General features: G+C 63.2%; 25 protein-coding genes. 13 read left to right on the top strand and 12 right to left on the bottom strand.

What is annotated here, in order from left to right; genetic code table 11:
• Positions 1-18: 18 nt before the first annotated feature.
• The 6 genes from ABIB80_RS06530 to ABIB80_RS06505 all read right to left on the bottom strand — a co-directional run bounded on the left by ABIB80_RS06530 (position 19) and on the right by ABIB80_RS06505 (position 6,805).
• Positions 19-1,218: an ABC transporter substrate-binding protein gene (locus ABIB80_RS06530; RefSeq protein ID WP_354127139.1), complete on the bottom strand. Its 1,200-nt coding sequence runs from the start codon at positions 1,216-1,218 to the stop codon at positions 19-21.
• A 79-nt stretch (positions 1,219-1,297) separates the two neighbouring features.
• Positions 1,298-3,136, bottom strand: coding sequence for an AMP-dependent synthetase/ligase (locus tag ABIB80_RS06525; protein ID WP_007599538.1), 1,839 nt, complete (start codon positions 3,134-3,136; stop codon positions 1,298-1,300).
• Between the two features lie 89 nt (positions 3,137-3,225).
• Positions 3,226-4,014 carry an ABC transporter ATP-binding protein gene (locus ABIB80_RS06520; RefSeq protein WP_007599536.1) on the bottom strand — a complete coding sequence of 263 codons (789 nt, stop codon included), beginning with the start codon at positions 4,012-4,014 and terminating at the stop codon, positions 3,226-3,228.
• A gap of 4 nt (positions 4,015-4,018) precedes the next feature.
• The gene (locus ABIB80_RS06515) at positions 4,019-4,777 is read right to left on the bottom strand and encodes an ABC transporter ATP-binding protein (RefSeq protein WP_007599535.1); all 759 of its coding nucleotides are present in this window, start codon (positions 4,775-4,777) and stop codon (positions 4,019-4,021) included.
• Entirely contained in the window at positions 4,774-5,925 is a 1,152-nt protein-coding gene (locus ABIB80_RS06510) for a branched-chain amino acid ABC transporter permease (RefSeq protein ID WP_027515317.1), read from the bottom strand. The genes ABIB80_RS06515 and ABIB80_RS06510 overlap by 4 nt, the downstream gene beginning before the upstream one ends.
• A gap of 4 nt (positions 5,926-5,929) precedes the next feature.
• Entirely contained in the window at positions 5,930-6,805 is an 876-nt protein-coding gene (locus ABIB80_RS06505; RefSeq protein ID WP_007599531.1) for a branched-chain amino acid ABC transporter permease, read from the bottom strand.
• 263 nt (positions 6,806-7,068) lie between these two features.
• Here ABIB80_RS06505 and ABIB80_RS06500 point away from each other — a divergent pair, with 263 nt between their 5' ends.
• From ABIB80_RS06500 to ABIB80_RS06465, 8 genes are all read left to right on the top strand, one after another.
• Complete coding sequence (locus tag ABIB80_RS06500) at positions 7,069-7,818, top strand: ABC transporter ATP-binding protein (RefSeq protein WP_007599530.1); 750 nt, start codon at positions 7,069-7,071, stop codon at positions 7,816-7,818.
• Positions 7,815-9,341, top strand: coding sequence for a hypothetical protein (locus ABIB80_RS06495; protein ID WP_007599524.1), 1,527 nt, complete (start codon positions 7,815-7,817; stop codon positions 9,339-9,341). The genes ABIB80_RS06500 and ABIB80_RS06495 overlap by 4 nt, the downstream gene beginning before the upstream one ends.
• A gap of 68 nt (positions 9,342-9,409) precedes the next feature.
• Positions 9,410-9,664: an AbrB/MazE/SpoVT family DNA-binding domain-containing protein gene (locus tag ABIB80_RS06490; protein WP_007599523.1), complete on the top strand. Its 255-nt coding sequence runs from the start codon at positions 9,410-9,412 to the stop codon at positions 9,662-9,664.
• A complete protein-coding gene (locus tag ABIB80_RS06485; RefSeq protein ID WP_007599522.1) occupies positions 9,661-10,065 on the top strand; it encodes a type II toxin-antitoxin system VapC family toxin in 405 nt (134 codons plus the stop codon). The genes ABIB80_RS06490 and ABIB80_RS06485 overlap by 4 nt, the downstream gene beginning before the upstream one ends.
• A 58-nt stretch (positions 10,066-10,123) precedes the next feature.
• Positions 10,124-10,939, top strand: a complete 816-nt coding sequence (locus ABIB80_RS06480) for an MBL fold metallo-hydrolase (protein WP_007599521.1) — start codon at positions 10,124-10,126, stop codon at positions 10,937-10,939.
• Positions 10,940-11,009: 70 nt separating this feature from the next.
• Positions 11,010-11,954, top strand: a complete 945-nt coding sequence (locus ABIB80_RS06475) for an EamA family transporter (RefSeq protein WP_007599520.1) — start codon at positions 11,010-11,012, stop codon at positions 11,952-11,954.
• Between the two features lie 76 nt (positions 11,955-12,030).
• Positions 12,031-12,552: a hypothetical protein gene (locus tag ABIB80_RS06470; protein ID WP_007599519.1), complete on the top strand. Its 522-nt coding sequence runs from the start codon at positions 12,031-12,033 to the stop codon at positions 12,550-12,552.
• A 117-nt stretch (positions 12,553-12,669) separates the two neighbouring features.
• Positions 12,670-13,719, top strand: coding sequence for an amidohydrolase family protein (locus ABIB80_RS06465; protein ID WP_007599518.1), 1,050 nt, complete (start codon positions 12,670-12,672; stop codon positions 13,717-13,719).
• Between the two features lie 98 nt (positions 13,720-13,817).
• Here the strand turns inward: ABIB80_RS06465 and ABIB80_RS06460 are convergent, their stop codons facing one another.
• Positions 13,818-14,273: a cupin domain-containing protein gene (locus ABIB80_RS06460; protein WP_007599517.1), complete on the bottom strand. Its 456-nt coding sequence runs from the start codon at positions 14,271-14,273 to the stop codon at positions 13,818-13,820.
• A 235-nt stretch (positions 14,274-14,508) separates the two neighbouring features.
• Between ABIB80_RS06460 and ABIB80_RS06455 the strand changes: the two genes are divergently transcribed.
• Complete coding sequence (locus ABIB80_RS06455; RefSeq protein ID WP_354127138.1) at positions 14,509-15,063, top strand: hypothetical protein; 555 nt, start codon at positions 14,509-14,511, stop codon at positions 15,061-15,063.
• Here the strand turns inward: ABIB80_RS06455 and ABIB80_RS06450 are convergent, their stop codons facing one another.
• Together ABIB80_RS06450 and pcaB are read right to left on the bottom strand one after the other, a co-directional pair.
• The gene (locus ABIB80_RS06450; protein WP_007599512.1) at positions 15,064-16,320 is read right to left on the bottom strand and encodes an aminopeptidase; all 1,257 of its coding nucleotides are present in this window, start codon (positions 16,318-16,320) and stop codon (positions 15,064-15,066) included.
• 113 nt (positions 16,321-16,433) lie between these two features.
• On the bottom strand, positions 16,434-17,795 hold the full coding sequence (gene pcaB / locus ABIB80_RS06445; RefSeq protein ID WP_007599510.1) for a 3-carboxy-cis,cis-muconate cycloisomerase: 1,362 nt from the start codon (positions 17,793-17,795) through the stop codon (positions 16,434-16,436).
• A 428-nt stretch (positions 17,796-18,223) separates the two neighbouring features.
• Between pcaB and ABIB80_RS06440 the strand changes: the two genes are divergently transcribed.
• Positions 18,224-19,783: a winged helix-turn-helix domain-containing tetratricopeptide repeat protein gene (locus ABIB80_RS06440; protein WP_007599508.1), complete on the top strand. Its 1,560-nt coding sequence runs from the start codon at positions 18,224-18,226 to the stop codon at positions 19,781-19,783.
• A gap of 48 nt (positions 19,784-19,831) precedes the next feature.
• Here the strand turns inward: ABIB80_RS06440 and ABIB80_RS06435 are convergent, their stop codons facing one another.
• A complete protein-coding gene (locus ABIB80_RS06435; RefSeq protein WP_007599506.1) occupies positions 19,832-20,254 on the bottom strand; it encodes a GFA family protein in 423 nt (140 codons plus the stop codon).
• Positions 20,255-20,483: 229 nt separating this feature from the next.
• Positions 20,484-21,269 (bottom strand): methanethiol S-methyltransferase, encoded by a 786-nt coding sequence (gene mddA, locus ABIB80_RS06430; protein ID WP_007599504.1) that lies wholly within the window; start codon positions 21,267-21,269, stop codon positions 20,484-20,486.
• 134 nt (positions 21,270-21,403) lie between these two features.
• Here mddA and ABIB80_RS06425 point away from each other — a divergent pair, with 134 nt between their 5' ends.
• A complete protein-coding gene (locus ABIB80_RS06425) occupies positions 21,404-22,954 on the top strand; it encodes a winged helix-turn-helix domain-containing tetratricopeptide repeat protein (protein WP_007599503.1) in 1,551 nt (516 codons plus the stop codon).
• Positions 22,955-22,961: 7 nt separating this feature from the next.
• Here ABIB80_RS06425 and irr read toward each other — a convergent pair whose 3' ends face one another.
• A complete protein-coding gene (irr, locus tag ABIB80_RS06420; protein ID WP_007599502.1) occupies positions 22,962-23,444 on the bottom strand; it encodes a Fur family transcriptional regulator Irr in 483 nt (160 codons plus the stop codon).
• 177 nt (positions 23,445-23,621) lie between these two features.
• Between irr and ABIB80_RS06415 the strand changes: the two genes are divergently transcribed.
• Entirely contained in the window at positions 23,622-23,933 is a 312-nt protein-coding gene (locus tag ABIB80_RS06415; RefSeq protein ID WP_007599501.1) for a hypothetical protein, read from the top strand.
• Between the two features lie 218 nt (positions 23,934-24,151).
• Complete coding sequence (locus ABIB80_RS06410; protein ID WP_007599500.1) at positions 24,152-25,702, top strand: ABC transporter substrate-binding protein; 1,551 nt, start codon at positions 24,152-24,154, stop codon at positions 25,700-25,702.
• The last annotated feature ends 135 nt before the right edge of the window (positions 25,703-25,837 follow it).

The raw sequence follows: 25,837 nt of genomic DNA, 5'->3' as shown, positions 1-25,837 counted from the left end.
CGGGGAGAGGCGAAGAAATCAAAACATCAGATTGTCCTTCACCAGAACCCAGCGGCCGCCCTTGACCTGCTGCACCTGGGTGATGGTGTTGGCGAGGTGGTCGGTCTTGGAGAATTTGGTCGGCGGCGAGTTGAAGATGTCGAGGAACTTGTCGCCCGATTCCAGCGCGTCCAGCATCTTCTGGCCGGTCAGATCCTTGCCCGCCTTGTTGGCGTAGAACGCAAACGTCGTCACCGCGTTGTAGCCGATGATCGCCTGGGTATTGGCATCGGTGTTGAACATCTTCTTGTAGTTGATGAGCCAGTCGTGGACCTTGCCCTTGGCGGTGTCCTCGTAGGGGATCTCGAAGCCGCTCGCCGCATAGAGGCCCTCGACGGCGTCCTTGCCGAGCGCCGGCACTTCCAGCACGTTGGTCGGCGTCGCGCCGAGGAAGGTGACCTCCCAACCGAGCTTCTTCGCCTCCGTCATCGCACCGATGGTCTCGCGGATCACGGTGCCGAGCACGACGAGATCGCAGCCGTCGGACTTCATCTTGGCGATCTGCGCGCTGAAATCGGAGGCGCCGCGCTTGTAGCTCGTCACCGACGCCGGCTGCAGCTTCATGACCGTCAATTGCTGGGTGAAGCCGTCGAGCACGTTCTTTCCGTACTCGTCGTCCTGGTGCATGATGCAGGGCTTCTGGAAGTTCTTCCACTCCACCATGTATTTCAGCGCGGCGCGCGTGCTCTCAACATAGGGCAAGAGGTTGTTGAACTTCAGCCGCTCCTGCGGCTTGGCCGGGTCGAACTTGAAGGTGAACTCGGCGGCGGTCAGCGGGAAGAGCTGGAGCACGCCGGCATCGAACAGGATGTCCTGCGCGGCGAGCGTCGGCGCCGATCCCATCGAGCCGATCATTGCAAATATCTTGTCGCGCTCGACCATCTTCTGGGACGCCAGCACGCCCTTCTTCGGATCGTAGCCGTTGTCCTCGAGGATCATCCTGATCTTGCGGCCATTGATGCCACCGGCCGCATTGATTTCCTCGACCGCCATCTTCATGCCGTTGGAGACCGGCACGCCCCAGACCTTGATCGGCCCCGACAGATCCTGATGGGTGCCGATGACGATCTCGGACGCCGAGATGCCTTCATTGGTGACCTTGGTTTGCGCGACGGCGGGCAGACAGGTGAGCACCACCGCGCCTGCCGCAAGGCCGAACGTTCTCAACGATCTCGACATTGACGTCTCCTCTCCTTGGGGCCCTTATGGTGCGAAGGGTGGGGCCATCACTCCTTCGCTGTTATTTAAACAAGATTGTTCAAGCCACCGCCCGCGCCGGATACATCGCGTCGATTTCGGCGGCATAACGCTTGTTCACGAAACCGCGCTTCAGCTTCATGGTCGGCGTCAGCTCCTCGTCCTCCGGAGTGAGCTGGCGTTCGATCAGATAGAATCTCTTGATGGTCTCGACGCGGGCGAAATTGGCATTGACCGCTTCGATCTCGCGCCAGATCAGATCCTGGATCTCCGCCGCGCGGCACAGGCTGGCATAATTGGTAAAGGGGATGTCGTGGTCCTGCGCGAACTTCTCGACATTCTCCTGGTCGATCATCACGAGGCAGGTGAGGTATGGCCGCTTGTCGCCGATCACCACGGAATCCGAGATGTAGGGCGAGAATTTCAGCTGATTCTCGATCTCGGACGGCGTGATGTTCTTGCCGCCCGAGGTGATGATGATGTCCTTCATCCGGTCGGTGATGCGGACGAAGCCCTCATTGTCGATGGTGCCGACGTCGCCGGTATGCAGCCAGCCGCGATGGTCGATGGTCTCTGCTGTCCTCTCCGGCTGGTTCAGATAGCCCATGAACAGGAAGTCGCCCCTGATCAGGATCTCCCCGTCGGGCGACAGCGCCACTTCACCCCACGACACCGCCTTGCCGACCGAGCCAAGCTTGATGCGTTCCGCCGGCATCATGGTGGCGACCCCGCAATTCTCGGTCTGGCCGTAGACCTCGTGAATGTCGATGCCGAGCGCGAGATACCAGCGGATCAGCTCCGGCGCGATCGGCGCCGCGCCGGTGAAGGCGATGCGGCATCGGTCGAGCCCGATCATGCGTCGGATGTTGCGAAAAGCGAGCCGGTAAGCGATGCCGTTGGCGATGCGCAACGACAGCGGCGGCGGCTTCCCTTCGATCCTGCAATCGACCATGCGATAACCAATGTCGATGGCGCGGCGGTACACCCATTGCTGCAACGGCGTCGCATCCTTCAGCGCGATGGTGATCGCGGAATAGAACTTCTCCCAAATCCGCGGCACCGCGAGGAAGATGGTCGGCTGCACCTCGCGCAGATTGTCCGGCACAGTCTCGGGACTCTCGGCAAAATTCATCACCGAGCCGAGCGCGACCGAGATGTAATAGCCGCCGATCCGCTCGGCGACGTGGCAGAGCGGCAGGAAAATCAGCCGCTCCTCGTTCTCGCGCGCTGGAATGAAATCATCGGCGTGCCGCATCTGGTGCGTGACGCTGCGATTGGCGTGCATGGCGCCCTTGGGCGGGCCCGTGGTGCCGGATGTATAGACGAGGACCGCGAGATCGCTCGCGCTGCGACTGTCGACCATCTCCTGCCACAGCGCCTCGCGGCCGGCCATGTGGTTGCGCCCGAGCGCGCGGAACTCGTCGAGCGACATCACCATGTCGTCGAAGAAGCCGCTAAGGCCCTCCATGTCGAACACGATGATCTTTCGCAGAGACGGACAGCGTGCGCGGCAGGCCAGGATCTTGTCGAGCTGCTCCTCGTCCTCGGCGAAGATCACTTTCGTCCGGGAATCGTTGACGAGATATTCGACCTGGGATGAGGCATCGGTCGGATAGATCCCGGAAGAGACGCCGCCGGCGCACAGAATGCCCATGTCGACATGGACCCATTCCGGCACGGCGTTGGCGATGATGGAAGCAACGTCGCCGGGCCTGAAGCCGATGGCGTGCAGCGCGTAGGCGATCTCCTTCGAGATCTCCAGCCATTCGCGCCAGCTGGTCGGCTGCCAGATCCCGAATTTCTTCTCGCGTATAGCCGGCCTGTCGCCCCGCGTCTCCGCGGCGCGCAAAAAGCTTTTCGCGATCGTGTCAGCGACCGTCAGCACCGCCGGTCGGGCCATGCACGTCTCCTTCTTGTCGCGCTCCCCTCCACTGCCTGCCTTGCCGGCGGTCTATATTAGCGGATGGGCTTTGGTATTTAAGGCTTCCTCTAACGCCAAGTCTTCTTCTTTTTCCAGCGCCGCTCGCCTCGTGCGCCGGCTTCCTTGGCGCCCAGGTAGAATTCCTGGATGTCCTTCGAATGCATCAAGCGGTCGCAGCTGTCGTTCATCACGATCCGGCCGATTTCCAGCACATAGCCATAGTGCGCCGTCTCCAGCGCCACCTTGGCGTTCTGCTCGACCAGCAGGATCGACATGCCCTGCTCCTCGTTGACCCGACGGATGATGGCGAAGATCTCCTTCACCAGCAGCGGCGACAGCCCAAGCGAGGGCTCGTCGAGCAGCAACAGCGTCGGCCGGTTCATCAGCGCGCGGCCGATTGCGAGCATCTGCTGCTCGCCGCCGGAGAGCTGTCCGGCCGGCTGGTTGATGCGCTCCTTCAGCCGCGGGAAATAGCCGTAGACGCGCTCCAGATCGTCCGCGACGCCGTCGCGATCCTTGCGCGGATAGGCCCCCATCATCAGGTTCTCGCGCACGGAGAGGAACGGGAACACCTCGCGGCCCTCCGGCACATGGCTGAGGCCCAGCCGCACGATCCTGTCCGCCTCCATGCGCTGGATCGACTTGCCCATGAACTCGATGGCGCCCTTCTGCGGGTCGAGAATGCCCGAGATCGTCTTCAGCACCGTGGTCTTGCCGGCGCCGTTGGCGCCCAGCAGCGTGACGATGCGTCCGCGCGGCACTTCGAGCGAGATGCCGCGGATCGCCATGATCGGCCCGTAATAGCTCTCGATGTTGGAGAGTTTCAGGATGATATCTGGTGTCGCCACGGCATCCATCGCGTCAGGCTCCCAGATAGGCGGCGACGACATCGGGGTGCTCTTGCACTTCGGCCGGCGAGCCCATCGCCAGCACCCTGCCGTAGTTCAGCGCGATGACGCGGTCGGAGACGCGGTTGACCAGCGACATGTCGTGCTCGACCATCAGCACGGTGACGCCGAGCTCGCTCTTCAGGTCGCGGATCCAGAACGACATGTCGTCAGTCTCCTCCACGTTGAGGCCCGAGGACGGCTCGTCGAGCAGGATCAGCTTCGGCTCCGAGCATAGCGCGCGCGCCAGCTCGATCACCTTGCGCACGCCGTAAGGCAGACCCGAGATCAGCTTGTCGCGGTAGGGCTCGAGATCGAGGAATTCGATGACCTGCTCGACCCTGCGGCGATGCACCTTCTCGTCGGCGCGTACGCCTGGCAGGAACAACAGCTCCTGCCAAAGCTGCGTGGTCGAATGCCGGTGGCGGCCGACCAGCAGGTTCGACAACACCGTCGCATTCTCGAACAGCTCGATGTTCTGGAACGTGCGGGCGATGCCAAGCCTTGCGATGTCATGGGGCGGCTGCTCCGTGATGTCCTGATCCTCGAAAAAGATGCGACCCGAGGTCGGCCGGTAGATCCGCGAAATCAGGTTGAAAATCGAGCTCTTGCCGGCGCCGTTCGGCCCGATGATCGAGAGGATCTCGCCCTTTTCGACCGCGAACGACACCGCATCGACGGCCTTCAGCCCGCCGAAATGCAGCGACAAACTCTCGGCGCGAAAATAGCTCATCGGTTACGCTCCGACTTCACGTAGATCTTCTGCCGCTTGAAGGTGGCGCGCTTGTAAAGCGGGAACAGCTGGAAGAAGAGCTTTATCTTGAGCCAGCGGCCGTAAAGCCCGAGCGGTTCGAACAGCACGAACAATACGATGATGATGCCGTAGATGGCGCCTTTCAAGCCGTTGAGCGAGGCAAAGGCCGCGACCTTGGACTGGACATTGGCCGCGGCTTGCGTGCCCGCTCCGAACGTCGCTGCAATGCCGGCGATGATGCCGGGCATGTCGTCCTTGAGGTAGGTCAGGAACGGATCGATCATCACGATGAAGATCGCTCCCAGCACTGCGCCGTGCAGGCTGAAGGTGCCGCCGATCAGGATCACGATGATGAACTCGATCGAGAGCTGGAGCGTGAACATCTCCGGCGAGATGAAGGAGAGCTTGTGCGCGAACAACACGCCGGCGAAGCCGGTGATCGCCGCGGAGATCGCAAAGGACTTCACCTTGTACAGCGCGACATTGACCCCCATGCTGCGCGCCGCCGTCTCGCTGTCGCGGATCGCGACGAAGGCGCGCCCCGTGGGCGAGCGCAGCAAATTGAGCGTGCCGACGATGGTCAGCACCAGCACGGCGAGGCAAAGGAAATAGAAAGTGGGGCTGTCGCGCGAGACTGCGACCCCAAACAGCGACACCGCCTTGATCCGCATGCCCTCGTTGCCGTTGGTGACGCTCTCCCATCGCGCCAGAATCTCCTCGACGATGAAGGCGAAGGAGATGGTGGCGATGACGAGATAAATGCCTTGCAGCCGCAGCGCGGGGAATCCGACCAGCGCACCGATCAGCCCGGTCAGGAGCCCGGCGGCGAGAAAGTAGACCGGGAACGGCACACCATACTTCTGCAAATAGGCCGCCGTATACGCACCGATCGCGAGAAACGCCGCGTGCCCGAGCGAGGCCTGCCCGGTGAAACCCGTCAGAATCAGCAGCGCCACGCCGACGGTCGCATAGATGCAGACGAAGACGAGCTGACTCATCAGATAACTGGAGAGCACATAGGGCGCGATCAGCAGCACGGCCAGCAGGAGACCGTAGGAGACGTAATAGCCAGAATGCGGAAACAGCCTGATGTCGTCCTCGTAGTCGGTCTTGAACAGGAAGCGCATGCGTTCAGACTTTCTTGCGGACATGAAGGCCGAACAGGCCTTCGGGCTTGAGCAAGAGCACGGCGAGCAGCACGACGTAGGGCGCGACGTCCTTCCAGCCCTCGGCCAGATAGAAGCCGGCCATGCTCTCGATGACGCCGATCAGGACGCCGCCGACGACGGCGCCGGGGATCGAGCCGAAGCCGCCGAGCACGGCGGCCGGAAACGCTTTCAGGCCCAGCACTAGACCGACATTGGAATGGATGAAGGTGATCGGCGCCAGCAGCACGCCGGCACAGGTCGCAACCGCCGCGCTGATCGCCCAGACGATCGACACCACGCGCTTGACCGGGATGCCCATGTAATAGGCCGCCAGCATGTTCTCGGAACTGGCGCGCATCGCGGTGCCGAGCATGGTCTTGTTGAAGAACAGCCAGAGCAGCGCGCAGAGGATGACCGTCGCCGCGATCACCGAGAGCTTGTCATGGGCGAGCACCAGCGAACCGATCCGCAGCACGCCCTGACTGAACGGCGTGTCGATCTTGAAATCGTCGGTGCCCCAGATCATGCCGGAGACCGAGCGCAGGAAATAGCCGAGCCCGATGGTGGCCATGATGATGGAGAATTGCGGATAGCCGAGGATCGGCCGCACCACCACGCGCTCGGCGAGCATGCCGAACAGCGCCATTGCCGCCACCGCGCCGGCAAAGCCGACCCAGTAGTTCAGCCCCATCATGCCAATGAAGGTGAAGGCAAAGAATCCGCCCAGCATCATCAAATCGCCCTGCGCGAAATTGACGACCTCGGTGGCCTTGTAGACAAGCACGAAGCCGAGCGCGATCAGGCCGTAGACGCAGCCGAGCGCAACACCGCTGACCAGCTGCTGAACGAAATCCAGCATCGTCGCGCATCCTCCCGATACAACCGGCGGTTCTTCCTGACCGCCTTGCCGCATCTTGTGTTCAGTCGCTACGCAGTCGTTTCGCTGCGTTAGCGCCATTCGTCCCTTTGCCAATTCAGCCTGAACCGCCAAGCGCTGTCAACAAACGGTGACTTGCCATTAGTCCAATCCGGATGACGGAATTTGCGGCAGCGCGATTCACGGTGCCGAAACATCTTCGGGGCATGGTCGCGAGCGATGCAAAACCGCAAGGTGTGGCCGCCATGAAGACGGACGACTCGGCGCTCGAAGTCATGGGGTTAACGAAGTGTTTTGACCGTCTGGCGGTCGATAACCTCGATCTCACCATCCATGCCGGCGAATTCTATGCGCTGGTCGGCCCCAACGGCGCCGGCAAGACCACCACTTTGCGCATGGTTGCAGGCCTTTTGCGGCCCGATGCCGGCGCGGTCTCCATCTTCGGCATCGATGCGCTCCAAAACCCCGTCGCCGCCAAGCAGGTGATGGCGTGGGTCTCCGACGAGCCCATGATCTACGACAAGCTCACGCCGCTCGAATATCTCGAATTCGTGGCCGGTCTGTGGGGCATCGCACCATCGGCCTCGGAACCGATCGCCGCGGGTCTCCTGAACTCGCTCGGGCTCGAGCCGCACCGGCACGAACGCTGCGAGGGTTTTTCCAAGGGCATGCGCCAGAAGGTCGCCCTCGCCGGCGCCCTGGTGCACGATCCCCGCCTCATCATCCTCGACGAACCGCTGACGGGACTGGATGCCGTCTCCGCCCGCCATGTCAAGGGACTCCTGAGCGAGCGCGTCCGCGCCGGTTGCACCGTCATCATGACCACGCATATCCTCGAGGTCGCCGAACGCATGGCTGACCGTATCGGTGTGATCGCAGCCGGCCGCCTGGTTGCCGAGGGCACGCTAACCGAGCTCCGGCAGCAAAACGGGCACGCCGACACCAGCCTGGAAGATCTCTTCATCGCGCTGGTGACGCTTCCGGAAGCCGCATGAGCTCGGCCACCGCGCTGTCCTGGTTCGCCCGCCACGAGCTCCGGCTCGCCTGGCGCGAATGGCTCGCCATGATGACCGGCGGGCGGCGCAAACGAACACGTGCGGCGGTAATCGGCCTGCTGTTCTTCGCGGCGCTGCTGCACGTACCGGCCTGGGCGGTGATCGGCCGCTTCGCCGACCTGCAATTGCCACTCGACAAATCCTCGCTGATCGTGATCTCGGCGACGATTTTTCTCGCCTGGACGCTGATGCTGTCGCAGGCAATCGAATCGGTGACCCGGGTGTTTTACGCACGCGCCGATCTCGACCTCGTCATGTCCTCACCCGCGACGCTGGCCAATCTGTTCTCGGTGCGCATCGCCGCGATCGCGCTCGCCATCACGGTGATGGCGCTGCTGTTCTCGACGCCCTTCATCGACGTGCTGGTATTCGGGGGCGGCGCGCGCTGGCTTGCTGCGTTCGGCGTCGTTGTCGCCATGGGCCTGTCGGCCGCAGCGATCGCGATCGCCGTCACCATCCTGCTGTTTCGCCTGATCGGTCCGGCGCGGACACGGTTCGTCGCCCAGATCCTCGCCGCCATCATCGGCGCCGGCTTCGTGATCGCGCTTCAGGTGGCGGCGATCATGTCCTACGGCACGCTGTCGCGCTTCACCATCCTGACCTCGGGTAGCTTGGCCGCTTACGCGCCCGATGCCGACAGCATCTGGTGGTGGCCGGCGCGGGCGGCGATGGGAGACGCCGAAGCGCTGCTGCTGCTCCTAGCGCTCGGGCTCGTGCTGCTCGGAAGCGTCATGGCGATCTTCTCGGGCCGCTTCGCCGACACGGCGATCGATGCCGCCGCCTATGGCGCGTCCGGCCGTCGCAGCGCGAAGGAGCGCCCGTTCCGCGGCGGATCGCGTCAGCATGCCCTGCGGCGCAAGGAATTTTCGCTGCTCTGGCGCGATCCCTGGCTGATCTCGCAGACGCTGATGCAGCTGCTCTATCTGGTGCCGCCGGCGCTGCTGCTCTGGCGCAACTTTGCCGACAGCTCCGCGGCGCTGACGCTGATCACGCCCGTCATCGTCATGGCGGCCGGCCAACTCGCCGGCGGGCTTGCCTGGCTGACGATCTCGGGCGAGGACGCGCCCGACCTGGTTGCGACCGCGCCGCTGACGCCGTCCAGCGTCATCCGCGCCAAGATCGAGGTGGTGCTGATCGCGATCGCCATCGTCTTCTGCCCGCTGATCGCGGCGCTCGCTTTCGCCTCGGCGTTCCAGGCCGCGGTCAGCGCCGGTGCGGTCATCGTCAGCGCGGCCTCCGCCACCGCAATCCAGCTCTGGTTCCGGGTGCAGGCCCGGCGCAGCCAATTTCGCCGCCGCCAGACCTCGTCGCGACTTGCGACCTTTGCCGAGGCGTTCTCCTCGATCGGCTGGGCTGCCAGCGCCGCGCTGGTGCTCACGCTGCCCATCGTCGGTCTCGTCAGCGGCCTGATCACCGCGGGCCTCGTCGCCATCACCTGGAAGTTCAGCCCAAGGCGGGAGTGAAGGCTGCCTGCCTTGAAAGTAAGGATAAAATGCCTTACCTATCGAGGACTCAGTATTGAGGGATCCCCATGAGCACGCTCACGGTCACGGCAAAGGGGCAGGTTACGCTACGGAAAGACCTCCTGGAGCACCTCGGTGTACATCCGGGCGACAAGATTTCGATAGAAAAGCTTCCTGGCGGGCGAGTTGAGGTGAGAGCAGTTCGGCCCACCGGAGAGATTTCGGATGCCTTCGGCTTTTTGAAGGGAAAGACGAACGGTCGATCGCTCTCGATCGAGGAGATGAATGCGGTCATTGCTGACGGCTGGGCCAGCAAGCGATGAAGATAACACCCGACACCAACGTCCTGGTACGGGTGCTGGTCGAAGATGATGCCGAACAGAGCAAGGTGGCCGAAGCCCTTCTCGAGAACGCGGACCTCATAGCCATCTCGATCCCCGCATTATGTGAGTTGGCTTGGGTCCTCTCACGAGGCTACAAAACCTCTGCTGGAAATATCGCGGCTTCGATCCGGCACTTGATCAATGCATCCAATGTCGTCGTCAACCGGCCCATAGCTGAGGCTGGATTAGCGCTCCTCGAGGCCGGGGGTGACTTTACCGATGGCGTCATCGCCCACGAAGGCAACTGGCTTGGGGCCGATACTTTCGTGTCGTTCGACAAAGCGGCCGTGAAACTGATCAAAGCAAGCGGTGGAATGGCGCGGCTCGCCGGCACCACATGACGCGAGGATAATTCGTAGATACACTCACAGATCGTCGATAAGCGCCGGACGGTTCCTGATGTCTCGATTGTTGCTGACGGTCTGTGCGCTTCTCGGTTGGCTGGTAACATCTGCCTTCGCGCAGCAATCACCTCAGCGCAGCGAATGCCTGGCGATGGCAAATGCGGCACCCCGCGTGACGCCGGTCGCGTTCCGGCAGGCCGCAGCCTCCGCTGAAGTCCAGATTACCTATGCAGGCCATTCCACCTATTTCATCGACACGCCCGGCGGCTTGCGCATCGCGACCGACTATAGCGGGGCCTACCAAGTGGGCCGGCTGCCCGATGTCGTCACCATGAACCGGGCCCACAGCACGCACTATTCTTTATATCCCGACAAGCGCATTCCTCATGTGCTGCATGGCTGGGGCGAGGACGGCAAGCCGGCCATCGTGTCGGAGCGCATCGGCGACACCTTCATCCGCAACGTCACCACCGACATCCGTCGCTATTTCGGCGACGATTCCGGCGCCGACATGATCCGCGACGGCAATTCGATCTTCATCTTCGAGGTCGCGGGCCTCTGCATCGGCCATCTCGGCCATCTTCACCACAAGCTCGACGACAGCCATTTTGCCCAGATCGGGCGGCTCGACATCGTCATGGTGCCGATCGACGGCACCTACACCATGTCGCTCGACGGCGTCTCCGAGATCACCAAGCGGCTGCGCGCCTCGGTCGTGCTGCCGATGCACCGCTTCGCCACCCCGCTCGACGATTTCATGCAACGTATCGGCCAGCAGTTCGAGATCGACCGGCGCATGGAACGAAGTTTCCGGATGTCTCGGGATGCGTTGCCGTCGAAGCCGACGGTGATCATCCTCGACGGGGTGTGACGCGCCGAGCCGGAACGCATGAGCCTCCTCCGACTTGGTTGCTTCGAAATCAGTTACGATCGGAGCAGTCATGAGCAGAAGGTTGCTGGTCATAGGCTCATTTGCGGCCATTTACCTGCTGTGGGGTTCCACCTACTTCGCCATCACTTTGGGCCTGAAATCGATTCCGCCATTTCTGCTGATGGCGCTGCGTTCGCTCTGTGGCGGCATCTTGTTGCTGGCCATGAGTGCCGGTGAGGTCGCGAACCTATCCGCGCAGGCGTGGATAAGGGCGAGCCTGTGCGGGCTCCTGTTCTTTGTCGGTTGCCATGGCGTACTCGCCTTCGCGCAGCAATCGGTTCCTTCGGGCGTGGCGGCCATCGTGCTGGCCACGATCCCGTTCTGGATCCTGCTGATCGATGTCTTGTTCCCCGGCGATCAGCGACCGAAGCCCTTCGCCCTGCTCGCTCTCGTGCCGGGCTTCTTCGGCGTCGGACTCGTGGCGTGGCAAAACGTCGAGCAGGCCGGCATCAGTATCCTTCCCGTCGTCTGGCTGCTGGCTGCGGCCTTGTCATGGTCGGCCGGGACTATCTTGTCCCGGAGCATGTCGAGCCAGGCATCCGCTATCCTGCTTTCGGGCATCCAGCTTTCGATAGGCGGTACCGTGTTGTTCGCGATCAGTTGGCTGACAGGCGAGATCGGAAACTTCAGGCCGAGCGAGGTTTCGCTGACTTCGCTTGCAGCGGCGCTTTGGCTGATCATCGCTGGCAGCGTGATCGGATTCGTTGCCTACAACTGGCTTCTGGAAAACGTCTCGACCTCGTTGGTGTCGACCTACACTTTCGTCAACCCGGTGATCGCTGTACTGCTCGGCACCCTCGTGCTGAGCGAGCCATTTTCGCGCCTGATGTTGCTTGGTGCGGGTCTCGTGATTGTCTCCGTCATCGTCATTTGGCTCGCGGAACGCGCGACGAGCCGACGAACGAACGACAGGCCCAATCCTGGCATAGGGCATCTGTCGCCCAACAAGACTTGACGGCGGGCGCCGCGCAATTTTCTCCAAGTCGGCTGCCGTCCGGTCGTGCTGATCTCCTCGCAAACAGGAGATGGACATGACCGACTTTGCGAGATTATTGCACGCGGACGGACCGAACCCCGAGCACGCGGCGGCGCTCCAGCTTTATGGCCGCTTCGTCGGCGATTGGGACGCCGAGATCACCGCCCATGGACCCGATGGAACGAAACACACCGCGCCCGGCGAAATCCATTTCGGCTGGGTGCTGGAGGGCCGCGCCGTGCAAGACGTCTGGATCATTCCGCGCCCGGCTGGCAGCCCGGCCTTGCCGATCGCCGGCAATTGGTACGGCACGACGCTGCGGGTCTACGATCCGACCATCGATGCCTGGCGGATCTCCTGGTTCGATCCCGGCCGCGGCATATTCCGCCAGCAGATCGGCCGTCCACGCGATGCCGACATCGTTCAGGAAGGCACGACCGAAGCCGGCGACCTGACGCGCTGGAGTTTTACGGAAATCACCGAGGATTTCTTCCATTGGCTCGGCGAGGTCAAGCCGGCCACCGCAACCGATTGGCGGCTTTTGGTCGATGTGAGGGCGAAGCGGCGCAAGGATTGACGACGGCGCCGCTGTGCCCGCGATGACGGGTGCGGTTGCGAAACGCGCGCTGCTGCACGCGAGAACGAGGTGTTAGGCTCCCAGAACAAGAAGCATACATCAAGGGAGCGAACGCCGATGGCCGCAAGCGGTTTGCCCGCCAACACGAGCGGGCTATTCGTCGAGCCGCGCGAGGACTGGCTCGCGCTGCATCACGAGGAGATCATCGATCCCTTACGGCCGATCGTCGATCCCCATCACCATCTCTGGAATCGCGGGCACCGCTATTTGATCGAGGAGATGGCGGCGGATATCGCCTCCGGCCACAACATCACCGCCACCGTCTATGTCGATTGCCGCTCGATGTATCGTGCGCACGGGCCCGAAGCATTCCGGCCGGTCGGCGAGGTCGAGTTCGCCAATGGCGTCGCCGCGATGAGCGCCAGCGGCGGCTATGGCAAGGCGGCGATCTGCGCCGGCATCGTCAGCCACGTCAACCTGCTGCTCGGCGATGCCGCACAACCGGTGTTGGAGGCCGAGATCGCGGCGGGCAACGGTCGCTTCCGCGGCATCCGGCATTCCTCGGCCTGGGACGCAGATCCCGCAGTCGCCGGCATGTATGCGAGCCGGCCGCAGGGATTGTTGCAGGACCCGACCTTCCGGAAGGGCTTTGCCTGTCTCGCGCCGCTGAACCTGAGCTTCGACGCCTGGCTGTTCCATCCGCAAATCGGCGAGCTGACCGAGCTCGCCCGCGCATTTCCCGACACCAGGATCGTGCTCGACCATTGCGGCGGCCCGGCCGGAATCGGCCGCTTTGCCGGGCGACGCGAGGAGGTGTTTGCGCAATGGCGCGCCTCGATCCGGGAGATCGCGAAATGCGAGAACGTCGTGGTGAAGCTCGGCGGGCTCGCGATGTGCCTGCTCGGCTACGACTTCCATTTGCGCGAGAGGCCGCCGTTATCCGAGGAGCTTGCCGCGGCGTGGCGGCCTTACATTGAAACCTGCATCGAGGCGTTTGGACCCACGCGCGCGATGTTCGAGAGCAATTTCCCGCCGGACAAGGGCCAGTGCAGCTATCAGGTAATCTTCAACGCCTTCAAGCGTATCGCGGCGCCCTTGAGCGAGACCGAGAAGACGGCGTTGTTCTCGCAGACCGCGAGTGATTTCTACCGGTTCGATCTGCCTTAAAGTGATTGGCGCCATGACGAGAACAGGGGCCGGGATGTTGATCCCGGCCCCCTGTTCCGTCGTGACCGCTGGGAAGCGTCCTTGAAACTGATTGAACTCTAACCGGCGCCCATCAGCGAGGCAGGACGGCGCTCGCCGGTGGAGACGAAGATCTTCTTGAGCTTGTTGAGGACGCGGATCAGGAAGCCGATCATCACGGGATTGGTCTTGCGGCAGAAGGCGATCTTCTTGACGTGGCCCTCGACATGCCACTTGGCATGCGCGCCGTTGCGGAAGAAAATGACGTCGCCCGGGCCGTAGCGCTTCGGCGGCATGCCGTCGCTTTCGAGCACGATCGACCCTTCCATGATCATGATCGTCTCGTCGATGTCGTAATACCAGTTGAAGCGGCCTTCGGTGCAGGCCCAGATGATGGTCGAAGCGGTGCCGTCGGCGCTGGTGGACAGGATGTGCGAGCGCGACACCGGATTGCCTTCGATGATCCAGGACGGTTCGATCGGCCGCAGCTCGAGATCTACATTGCAACTACTGATTTCAATCAATGCGCGCGACATCTGTTCCCCCAGGGGATAAAATATGATCCGCCGGGTCTCGGCCCGGATTGTTCAAAGATGGCGGGAACGCTAGTAGCCGGTTTTTAATTCTTTCTTACGCAGGGTCCGACAATCAGCCGCAAGTTGCAGACGCGAAACGGTTAACGCCGCAATTTCCCTGCAATTTCGCGCACATGAACCCTTCTTTTCCGGGGTGCGACAAAGTGCGCGAAGCTATCTGAAAGGAGCCATGCCGATGCCCCTCACCCCGGAGGTTCTCGCAACTCAAGGCGAGGTCGTGGCCTGGCTCGGCAGCCTCGATGTCTCCTTCGCAACCGACGAGGAGCCTTGGTTCACCGTCGACGGCATCGAAAGCCCCCGGCAAATCGGCAGTGACGGCTCCGGCGGCGCGTTCGTTCTGCTGCCGTCTCAGAATGTGCTCTACGTCTCGTCGGAAGGCCGCGCGGGAATCATCGCCGAGAGTTTCGAGGCTTTCGTCAAGCTCGTCGTGGCGCACCCCTATTGGCTCGACATCCTCAAATTTTCCGCCGGCGGTGATCTCCATGAGATGCGGCGGGCGGCGGATGCGCTGGAGGCCACACTCGACGACGAGGACGACGTCAACGAGGCCCGCGAGCAAATCCGCGGGGGTCTCGACCTGCCCGAGGCGAATGATCCGGTCGGTGCGCTCTACGACGCGGTGGCGGCCTCCGACGCCGTCGTGCGGGCCACCGACGGCAGCCCGTTCACGACGCTGTTCAACCGCTTCAGCATCGACAACAGCCCGATGCTGCGCAACCCGGCGGCGTAGTTACTTCGCCCATTCGCCCTTGCGAAACACCGGCACTTTGCTGCCGTCGGCCAGAATGCCGTCGATGTCGGTCTCGGCCGAGCCGATCATCCAATCGATATGGATCAGGCTCTGGTTGCCGCCTTGCGCCGCGATCTGCTGCGGCGTGAGCTGGGCGCCGTTGACGAAACACTTCGAATAGCACTGGCCGAGCGCGATGTGCGAGGCCGCGTTCTCGTCGAACAGCGTATTATAGAACAACAACCCGCTCTGCGAGATCGGCGAGGAATGCGGCACCAGGGCCACTTCGCCGAGACGCCGCGCGCCCTCGTCGGTGTCGAGCACCTTGTTCAGTACCTCCTCGCCGCGCGAAGCCTTGGCGTTGACGATCCGGCCGTCCTCGAAGCGCACCGCGATGTTGTCGATCAGCGTGCCCTGGTAGGATAGCGGCTTCGAGCTCACGACATGGCCGTAGACGCGCCGGCAATGCGGCGTGGTGAAGACCTCTTCGGTCGGGATATTGGCGTTGCAGCTGATGCCGTTCTTGGAGAGCGAGGCGCCGCCCTCCCATTCATGGCCGTCGGCGAGCCCGATGGTGAGGTCGGTGCCCGGTCCCGAATACTGGAGCGCGCGGAAACGCTGGCCGTTGAGCCAGTTGGTGCGCTCCCGCAGCACCGCATTGTGGCTCGCCCAATTGGCCGGCGCATCGTCGCGATCGACGCGGGACGCTGCGAAGATCGCGTCCGCGAGCTTGCCGATCGCGACCTCTTCAGGATCGTTCGGAAAGACTTGCTTCGCCCAGGACGGGCTCGGGTAGGCAATGATGTTCCAGTTGGTGTCGAAATTGACGATCTTTTCCAGCGCCGGCTGATAGGCCATGGAATTGGCCTTGCTGGCGCGCGCGACCTTGGAAGCATCTTCGCCCGAGAGCAGCATCGGATTGTCGCCGACGATGGCGAGACGCGCGGTGTTGTTCGAGAACGCCTTGGCCATGCCCTCGTAGAGCCAGTTGGCGGCGCGATCGAAGCTGTCGTCGTGGCCGTGGCGATAGCGCGCCAGCGTCATCTCTTCGTCGGAGAGAATGGGCGTCACGATGCCGGCGCCGGCCTTGTAGGCATGCACCGCGATCCGCCGCACCAGCGGCAACGCGATCGCAGGTGCCGTCAAGAGCAGATCCTGGCCCGGCCGCAAGCCCAGGCCCACCTTCACCGCCACCTCGGCCAGCCGGTCGAGCTTCACGGGATCGATGGGAGTGGAGGTGATGCGTTGATCAGTCATGCCGGATCCTCTGCCGAACGTCTCTCGTCCAATCTAAGTCTAGCATCGCGAGACACAAGTGCGCGAGTGCCTTGCGACCCCCCAAAGATACGCAGTTTCGCGCATTTTGGTTTTCAACGCGTTGCCGATTTCAGCACCCGGTCGACCATGGCGGGAGCAAGGCCGAGGTAATTTTTCGGTGATGTCAGCGCCTCGATCGTGGCACGGTCGATTCTGACAGAGACGCGGGAATCGGACGAGAGCGCGTCCGCCAGCGTAAGACCTTTCTCATTGGCGAGCCGGCAGGCGTCATAGACCACGTCATGGGCCTCCTGCCGCCCGATCTGCGGCGCGAGCCCCATCATGACGGCTTCGGCCACGATCAGACCGCGGCTGACGGCGAGATTCTCGTTCATCTTGCTTTCATCCACGATGAGGCCGGCGAGCGCGAACTTCGCCTGGTGCAAGGCGCCGGCGGTCAGCACGAAGCTCTCGGGGATCGCCATCCATTCGGCGTGCCAGGGCCCGGTGGCGCGCTCGAAATCCTGCACCATGGCATCCAGCATGAGGCCGGCGTGCTGGCGCACCGCCTTCGACGCCGCGAGCATCAGTTCCGAGGAGATCGGGTTGCGCTTCTGAGGCATAGTCGAGGAAGCACCGCGTCCCTTGACGAAGGGCTCGTAGACCTCGGCGAATTCGGTCGAGGCCATGATCATGATGTCGAGCGCGATCTTGCCGAGCGAGCCGGTGACGAGCGCCAGGAAGTTGACGGCCTCGGCAAAACCGTCGCGTGCGACGTGCCAGGTCGAAGCGGGGACGCCAAGCCTCAGTTCGGCGCAGAGCGCTTCCTGCACCTCGAACCCCTTGTCGCCGAGCGAGGCCAGCGTGCCGGCGGCGCCGGCGAACTGGCCGACCAGGACGCGCGGCTTCAATTCGCTGAGGCGCTCGGCGTGGCGGTCGAACATCGCGAGCCAGATCGCGGTCTTGTAGCCGAAGGTGACCGGCAGCGCCTGCTGGAGATGGGTGCGGCCCGCCATCGGCGTGTCGCGGTGGCGCTTCGAGAGGTCGGCAAGGATTGTGCGCAGCGCGGCGATGTCCTGCTCGACGAGCTCGAGCCCGGCGCGCAATTGCAGCACCACGGCGGTGTCCATGATGTCCTGCGTGGTCGCGCCCCAATGCACATAGCGGCCGGCATCGCCGCATTGCTTCACCATCTGATGCACGAGCGGCAGGATCGGATAGCCGACGACATCGGTCTCCTGCCGCAACAGGTCGAAATCGAGCGCGGCCACATCGGTCCGCGCCGCGATCTGGTCGGCGGCATCGTGCGGAATCACCCCGCACTTCGCTTCCGCTTTCGCCAGTGCCACCTCGACCTCGGCATAGCGCGCGACCGTCGCGATATCGGAAAACACCTCCCGCATCTGCGGCGTGCCGAAGGCATCGCGGAACAGCACGGAATCGAGCACGGTGGTCGAGGCATGAAAAGCGGGCATGGGCGTTTCTTCGTGGTTGGTGTTTTGTGTGGGCGGCAGCTTACGCACGCGGAACTGTTCGGCAATGGACATTCACCGTTCGTCACACATTCGATGCCGTCGCGAAGGCCAGGACAACATGGGAAGCTGCCGCACGCCATTGCCTCAACACCGACATTGCGAGGAGCCCTTGCGACGAAGCACTCCACGCTGTCTGCGCGGCGACAGGCTGGATTGCTTCGCTACGCTCGCAATGACGTGAGGAAATCGCGACAATCCGGCCGAACCGGCCACGTTCTAACCAAGGCTGCATTCCTCCCCGTAAACTGCATGCCTGCCATCACGCGATCGTGGTGAACCGGGCAGGCCCCTCGGTGGACTCACAGACATCAGCCGAAATCCGTCTTGATTTCATCGTTGCCCGATGTCGTGAGGTCTGAGTTTTCGACGTGCAGTTTCTGTTCCGGGATCACCTGCTCGATACCGACTTGCGCGAGCTGAGCCGCGAGCAAGTTCCCGTTGCCGTGGAGCCGCAGGTCTTCGATCTCGTCGTCCACCTCATGGAGAACCGCGACCGGGTGGTCAGCAAGGACGAGCTGATCGACAAGATCTGGCATGGGCGCAGCGTGTCCGAATCCACCCTGACCAGCCGGATCAATGCGGCACGCAAAGCGGTCGGAGACACCGGCGCCAACCAGGCGCTGATTCGCACCATCTCACGCAAGGGTTTTCGTTTCGTCGGCGACGTCGAAACCAAGCGTGGGGCGACCGCGCCGGACTCCGATTTCGGAGCGAAGCTACTGCAGGCCCCGCTGGCGCTGCCGGACCGGCCGGCGATCGCGGTGCTGCCCTTTACCAATATGAGTGGCGACCTCGAGCAGGATTATTTCTCGGACGGGATCAGCGAGGACATCATCACCGCGCTGTCGAAGCTGCGCTGGTTCTTCGTCATCGCGCGCAACTCCTCCTTCGTCTACAAGGGCCGTGCCGTGCACATGCACGAGGTCGCGCGCGAGCTCGGCGTGCGCTACGTGCTCGAAGGCAGCGTGCGGCGGAGCGGCGATCGCGTGCGCATCTCCGCGCAGCTCAACGACGTCTCGACCGGCAGCCATCTCTGGGCCGAACGCTACGACCGCGAGCTTGCCGACATCTTCGCCGTGCAGGACGAGATCACCGAGGCGATCGTCGCCGCGATCGAGCCGCAGCTCTATACCGCCGAGAGTTTTCGCGCCCAGCAGAAGCCGCCGGGAAGCCTGGATGCCTGGGACCTCGTGATGCGCGCATTGTCGCATTACTGGCGCATCACCCGCGAGGACAATGCCGCCGCGCAAGGATTGCTCGAAAAGGCCGTCGCGCTCGATCCCGCCTATGGCAAGGCGCTCGGCCTGCTCGCGACCAGCCACATCTTCGGCGCGCATATGGGCTGGTCCGACATGGCCGCGACCGTGCCGGTCGCCGAGCACGCCGCGCTCGCGGCGGTGGAGGCCGATCGTGAGGATGCCTGGGCCCATCACGGCCTGGCATACGCTTATTTATTCCGCCGCCGCTTCGACGACGCACTGGCGGAATTCGAGCTGGCGCTGAACCTCAATCCGAACTTTGCGATGGCGCACGCCTTCTACGGCGTGACGCTGTGCTACGCCGGACGATGGCAGAACGGCGATGTCGCCGCGCGCCGCGCGCTGCGGCTGAGCCCGCGCGACCCGCTCGCGGCGATCTATTGCGGCGTCGCGGCCTATGCCCGGTTCATCGGCCGCGATTACGAAGGCGCCGCACAGATGGCGCGCGAGTCGATGCGGCAGCGCGCCGATTTCGTCGGCGCGCATCGCGTGCTGACGGCCGCCACCGGAATGTCGGGAGATCCCGCGCGCGCGGCTTCCGCCCTGGAAGGCTTGCGCCGCGCCCAACCGGGCATCTCGCTCGCCTGGATCACGCGCGAGCTACCGATGCTGCGGGACGAGGATCGCGAGCATTACCTCGAGGGATTGCGGCGCGCGGGGATGACATAGCGAATCTCTCCTCTCCCCGCTTGCGGGGAGAGGAGAGAAGAAAGCGCATCACTCCTGCATCATCTCGCCGCTGCCGCCGAATTCGGCCGGGAAATCCTTGAGCTTGGGCAGGCCGTCGCGCATTGGCAGCACCGTCTCGGCGTAATTGACGTGGACGCCGGGCGCGAAGGCGAGGGTGGGAATGGTGGCGGTGAAGACGTCGATCAGGCCGAGCGGCGGATGGTTGGTCATGAGATGGCCGCCGCACTTCTTGCAATATTTGCGCTGGCTGAGCGGCGTCTTCGCAAAGGTCTCGACATTCTCTGCACCTTCTGTGATGCGCACGGCTTCGGGCTTCCACAGGCTGAAGGCGTTCACCGGACCGCCCGACCACGAGCGGCACGAGCTGCAATGGCAATAGCCCATCGCCTCCGGCGCGCCTGTGACCTCGATCGTGACCGCGCCACAGAAGCAGTTTCCAACATGTTTCATTAGGTCGTCTCCGTTGATGATTGTTCAGATTCCTCTCCCCGCTGCTGTTTGCCGATAAGTCGGCAAAAAGGAATGCGGGGGTCGCGACGAGCTTCGCTCGCACTAATAGCGTCGGGGTGAGGGGGATTCACCCCGAGAAACGTGGAAGGCCGGGTCGGCAAGCTCCGTTACGCGCCTCGGCGCCGCCGCGCGTCCTCCTTTCGGCGGACGCGGCCGAACGACGCGCAAGCTATACTGACTTGCGCCAGGGAATAAGCATCGACACCCGTTGTTTGTAGTGCCGGTACTCGTCGCCGAAGAGATCGATGAGGTCGTGCTCCTCCAGCGCGATGCCGACGAAGATGTAGGCCGTCGTCACGGCGGCGAACAGCAGATGGCCCGCGGTCATGACCGGCGCCGCCCAGAACGCGATGATGAAGCCGAGATAGATCGGATGACGGACGAACTTGTAGAGCAGCGGCGTCTTGAAGCGCGGCGGCGACGCCTCCTTGCCGACGAGATGATTGGTCACCTGATGCAATCCGAACAACTCGAAGTGATTGATGATGAAGGTCGAGGTAAACACCAGGACCCAGCCCACCAGCGACAGCGTGACGATCGTCACAGCAAGATCCGGGTTCGCGACGTCCCATATGACCGTGGGCAGCGGACGCCACTGCCAGAACAGGAGAAGCAATGACAGGCTGGCAAACAGCACATAGGTGCTGCGCTCGACCGGCTTGGGGACGTACTGCGTCCACCAGGCCTTGAATTGCCGGCGCGCCATGACGCTGTGCTGGATCGCAAACAGGGCCATCACGAGCAGATTGATGATGACGGCCTCGGCCACGGGCGTATCGGTCCCGGTATCGATGGTCTTCGGCACCACGAGCCCCATGACGAAGCCGATGGCGTAGAGAATGGTGACGAAAAACACGAGATACGCCGCAATTCCGTACAGAAAGGCGATGAACTTGAAAATGCGTGAGCCCGCAACCGGGCCGATAGGATCAACCTGATGATCAATTTGGGTCATAAACAGCTCCGTTGTGCCAAAACGCCGGCACTTCATTGGTCGCTGCACCATGCCGCACCGGAGGTCCCAAGACTTTCGCGGACGGTTGATTTTCGCCTGAGACGACTTTGATTTTTGCTTGAGACGACAGAAACGTGCGATTTCGCTTTGAAAACAACGTGCTCGACGGCGACCTGCGGGAACTCACCTGCAGCGGCGCCGCCGTGCCGTTGCAGCCGCAGGTGTTCGATCTCCTGCTTTATCTGGTGGCGCAGCGCACCCGTGTGGTCAGCAAGGATGACCTGATCAGCCAGATTTGGAGCGATCGGATCATCTCTGATTCCGCCCTGAACAGCCGGATCAACGCCGCGCGCAAGGCGCTCGGCGACGACGGTGCGACCCAGCGGCTGATCAAGACCATTCCGCGCAAGGGCTTTCGTTTCGTCGGCGAAGTCCGGGAAGAAATGGCATCCGCGCCCGCCCCCACGCAACCCGTCGCTGCTTTGCCGCGCGCCCTGGCGGACCGCCCGGCGGTCGCGGTGCTCGCTTTCGAGAACATGAGCGGCGATCCCGCACAGGACTATTTCGGCGACGGCATCAGCGAGGACATCCTCACCGCGCTGTCGAAGCAGCGCTGGTTCATGGTGATCGCCCGCAACTCGTCCTTTACCTACAAGGGACGCGCGGTTCACATCCGGCAGATCGCCGAGGAACTCGGCGTCCGCTACATCGTCGAAGGCAGCGTGCGCAAGTCGGACAACCGGGTGCGCATCACCGCGCAGCTCAACGACGCCACGACGGGCAGCCATCTCTGGGCCGAGCGCTACGACCGCGAGTTGGTCGACGTGTTCGCCGTGCAGGACGAAATCACCAACGCGATCGCCGCGGCGATCGAGCCGCAGATTCATGCGGCGGAAAGTTTTCGCGCCCATCGCAAGCCCCCCGCGAGCCTGGATGCCTGGGATCTCCTGATGCGGGCGCTGTCGCATTACTGGCGGGTGACGCGGCGGGATCACGAGACCGCGCGGGCGCTGCTCGAGCGCGCGGTCGGGATCGACCCGAACTACGGCCAGGCGCTGTCGGTGCTCGCGGCGAATCACATGTTCGGCGTGCATCTCGGCTGGGCCGAGCTCGCCGTGGTGGCGCCGGTGGCGGAAGCCGCCGCGCTCGCCGCGGTGCGCTGCGACCACGAGGATGCCTGGGCGCACGCCGCGCTTGGCAGCGTCTACTTCTCGACGCGACGGCTTGCGGACGCGCTGTCCGAGTTCGAGCAGGCGCTCGCGCTCAATCCGAACTTCTCGCTGGCGCAGGGCTATTACGCACTGGCGCTGTCCTATGCCGGGCGGCCGAAGGATTCGTTCGAGGCAGCGCAGAGGGCCATGCGGCTCTCGCCGCGCGATCCATCCCTGGCGATCTATCACGGCATCGCCGGCTATGCCCGCTTCACCGAGCGGCGCTATGGCGAGGCCATCACGCTCGCGCGGGAGGCGATCCGCCACCGCGGCGACCTTACCGGCGCCTACCGCGTGCTGGCGGTTTCTGCTGGCATGACCGGCGACGGCGTGCTTGCGGAGATGGCGCTGGGCGAGCTCCGCCGCACCCAGCCCAACATCTCGCTGCGCTGGATCGCGACGCAATTGCCATGGGCGAACGACGCCGACCGCGAACACTATCTGGAAGGGTTCCGGCGGGCGGGCTTGCGCTAGACGATCGTCATGCCGGGTCTACGTCACGCTTCCGGCGCAGATGGACGACGACGTCGAGCCGCGCGATCTCGTGGCCCGGAAGCGCCTCGGGCATCCTGGTGAAGGTCAGGCCGTCGGTGACGTCGACCAGCACATCCTCGCCTTCGAGGTAGAAATGCGGATGCACGGACGTATCGGTGTCGAAGAACGACTTGATGCCGTCGGCGGCGATCCGCCGCAACAGGCCGGCTTCGGTGAACTGGTTCAGCGTGTTGTAGACGGTCGCAAGCGACAGCCGCAGATTGGCGGCGGTGGCTTCTTCATAAAGCCCCTCCGCTGTCACATGACGATGAGGGCAGAGGAACAGCATTTGGCCGAGCGCCAGGCGGTGGCGCGTCAGCCTGAGGCCAGCATCGCCGAGCAATTGCGCGCAACGTGCCGACGCCTCGTCTGCGAAAGAGATGGCGCTATCGTCTGAATCCGCTTCGGATGGGGTGGAATGGACGTTCATCGCCGATGGACTCGCAGTTGACCGGGCACGCGGGGCTTCACCCGTCCTGCCATCAGATCGCAGAAGCGGCAGCCCGGCTTTGATCCGAATCAAATCCGGAACGAGCCCGCCTCTGACCTATCGCAAGGCGGCCGAGTTTATTCCCGGCCAGAATGGCCTGACATCAATGAGGCTCACATGTCCAAGCCGGTTCCCGACAAGGCAGAGATCGCGCTCGAATATCCCGACAAGTTCTATGTCGGCACCTTCGGGCATTCATCGCGGTTCGAGGCACGTCTCGACGGAAGCGGCGTTGCGCTGGTGCTGCAGCATCCGGGCACGGCGGACGAGCGCAAATCGGTGCACCTGCACCTCAATTTCGGCCTGCTCGCCGGAATCCTGCGCGAACTCGCGGGCAGTGTCGCGGCCATCCCCAAGGACGACATCGCGCACCGGGAGCAACTCGCGGACGCGCTTGCCGAGTTGCAACGGGTGCTGCGGCCCTCCTGAAGCAGGGCGGCGCGGCGGCGTCGGCTTGGCCGTCAAATGCCATAACCGGACGCGCTGTACATTTTTTGGGCGAACACTGTCGAGACTTTCATCTTGCGGCGCCGAATGAGACTGTGTGAGCCTCGATCCCGGATGGGGACTGGGATGGGCCTGCCGTAGCTTTGCGCGCCATGACGTGCGAAGCGTTTGCGGCTGGTCTCGCTTGAGAAAGATTCGACATGTCAAAACGAGTGTTGCTTGGTGTCCTCCTGGCTTGCGGCCTCGCGGCCCCGGCGCTGGCGCAAGAGCCGAAAGCGGGTGGAGCGATCAATGCCGTGATTCAGCCCGAGCCGCCCGGCCTGATGCTGGCGATGGTCCAGAACGGCCCGGTGCAGATGGTGTCGGGCAACATTTTCGAAGGCCTGCTGCGCTACAGCCCCAAGCTCGAACCGCAGCCGGAGCTCGCCGAGAGCTGGAGCGTCAGCGAGGACGCCAAAACCTACATATTCAAGCTCAGGAAGGGCGTGACCTGGCACGACGGCAAGCCCTTCACCGCCGCCGACGTGCTGTTCTCAATCGAGATGCTGAAGCAGACCCACGCGCGTGCCCGCAACAATCTGGCGCAGGTCGACAAGGTCGAGGCGCCCGACGACTACACGGTGGTGTTCACGCTGAAGCAGCCGTTCGGTCCGTTCCTCGGCATCTTCGAGGTCGGCTCGATGCCGATGGTACCGAAGCATCTCTACGAAGGCACCGACTGGAAGACCAATCCCTACAACAACGCCCCTGTCGGCACCGGCCCCTTCATGTTCAAGGAATGGCAGAAGGGCTCTTTCATCCGCCTGGTCAAGAACCCGAACTATTACGAGAAGGGCAAGCCCTATCTCGACGAGATCTACTGGCAAATCATTCCCGATGCCGCGGCGCGCTCGGTGGCGTATGAGACCGGCAAGGTCGACGTGCTGCCCGGCGGCTCGGTCGAGAATTTCGACGTGCCGCGGCTGTCCAAGCTGAAGGACACCTGCGTCACCGGCGCCGGCTGGGAGTTCTTCTCGCCGCTGGCCTGGCTGTGGCTCAACAATCGCCAGGGTCCGCTCGCCGACAAGCGGGTGCGGCAGGCGGTCATGTTTGCGATCGACCGCGACTTCGCCAAGGACGTGATCTGGAACGGGCTCGGCAAGGTCGCGACCGGCCCGTCGGCCTCGACCATCAAATACTACACCGACGACGTGCCGAAATACCCTTACGATCCCGCCAAGGCCAAGGCGCTGCTGAAGGAAGCCGGCTACAAGGGCGAGAAGATCCGCCTTCTGCCGCTCGCCTATGGCGAGACCTGGCAGCGCTGGGGTGAAGCCGTGAAGCAGAACCTCCAGGACGTCGGCATGAACATCGAGACCATCGCCACCGACGTTGCCGGCGGCAACCAGAAGATCGGCGACTGGGACTACGACATCGCTTTCACCTATCTCTACCAGTACGGTGATCCCGCACTCGGCGTCGGCCGCAACTACGTCTCCAGCGCCATCGCCAAGGGCCAGGTGTTCAACAACGTCGAGGGTTACTCCAACCCGGAGATCGACAAGCTGTTCGCCGACGGCGCGGTTGCTACGCCGGACTCCAAGCGCAAGGAGATCTACGAGAAGGCGCAGAAGATCCTGGTCGAGGACGTGCCGGTGGCCTGGATGCTCGAGCTGCAATTCCCGACCATCATGCGTTGCAAGGTCAAGAACCTGATCACCACCGGGATCGGGGTCAATGACGGCTTCAAGGACGCATGGCTCGACAAGTGAGGGCGTGCCTTCCTTCACCTCTCCCCGCTTGCGGGGAGAGGTCGACGCGCTCGCAGAGCGCGGCGGGTGAGGGGGTACAGATCCATCGGCATTCTCGCCCGTGGAGAGAGGCCCCTCGCCCCAACCCTCTCCCCG

It is taken from the genome of Bradyrhizobium sp. i1.15.2, assembly GCF_040548425.1.
GTDB classification, from domain to species: Bacteria; Pseudomonadota; Alphaproteobacteria; order Rhizobiales; family Xanthobacteraceae; genus Bradyrhizobium; species Bradyrhizobium canariense.
Note: the sequence above shows the minus strand (reverse complement) of the source record. Positions and strands in the feature narration are given on the sequence as shown.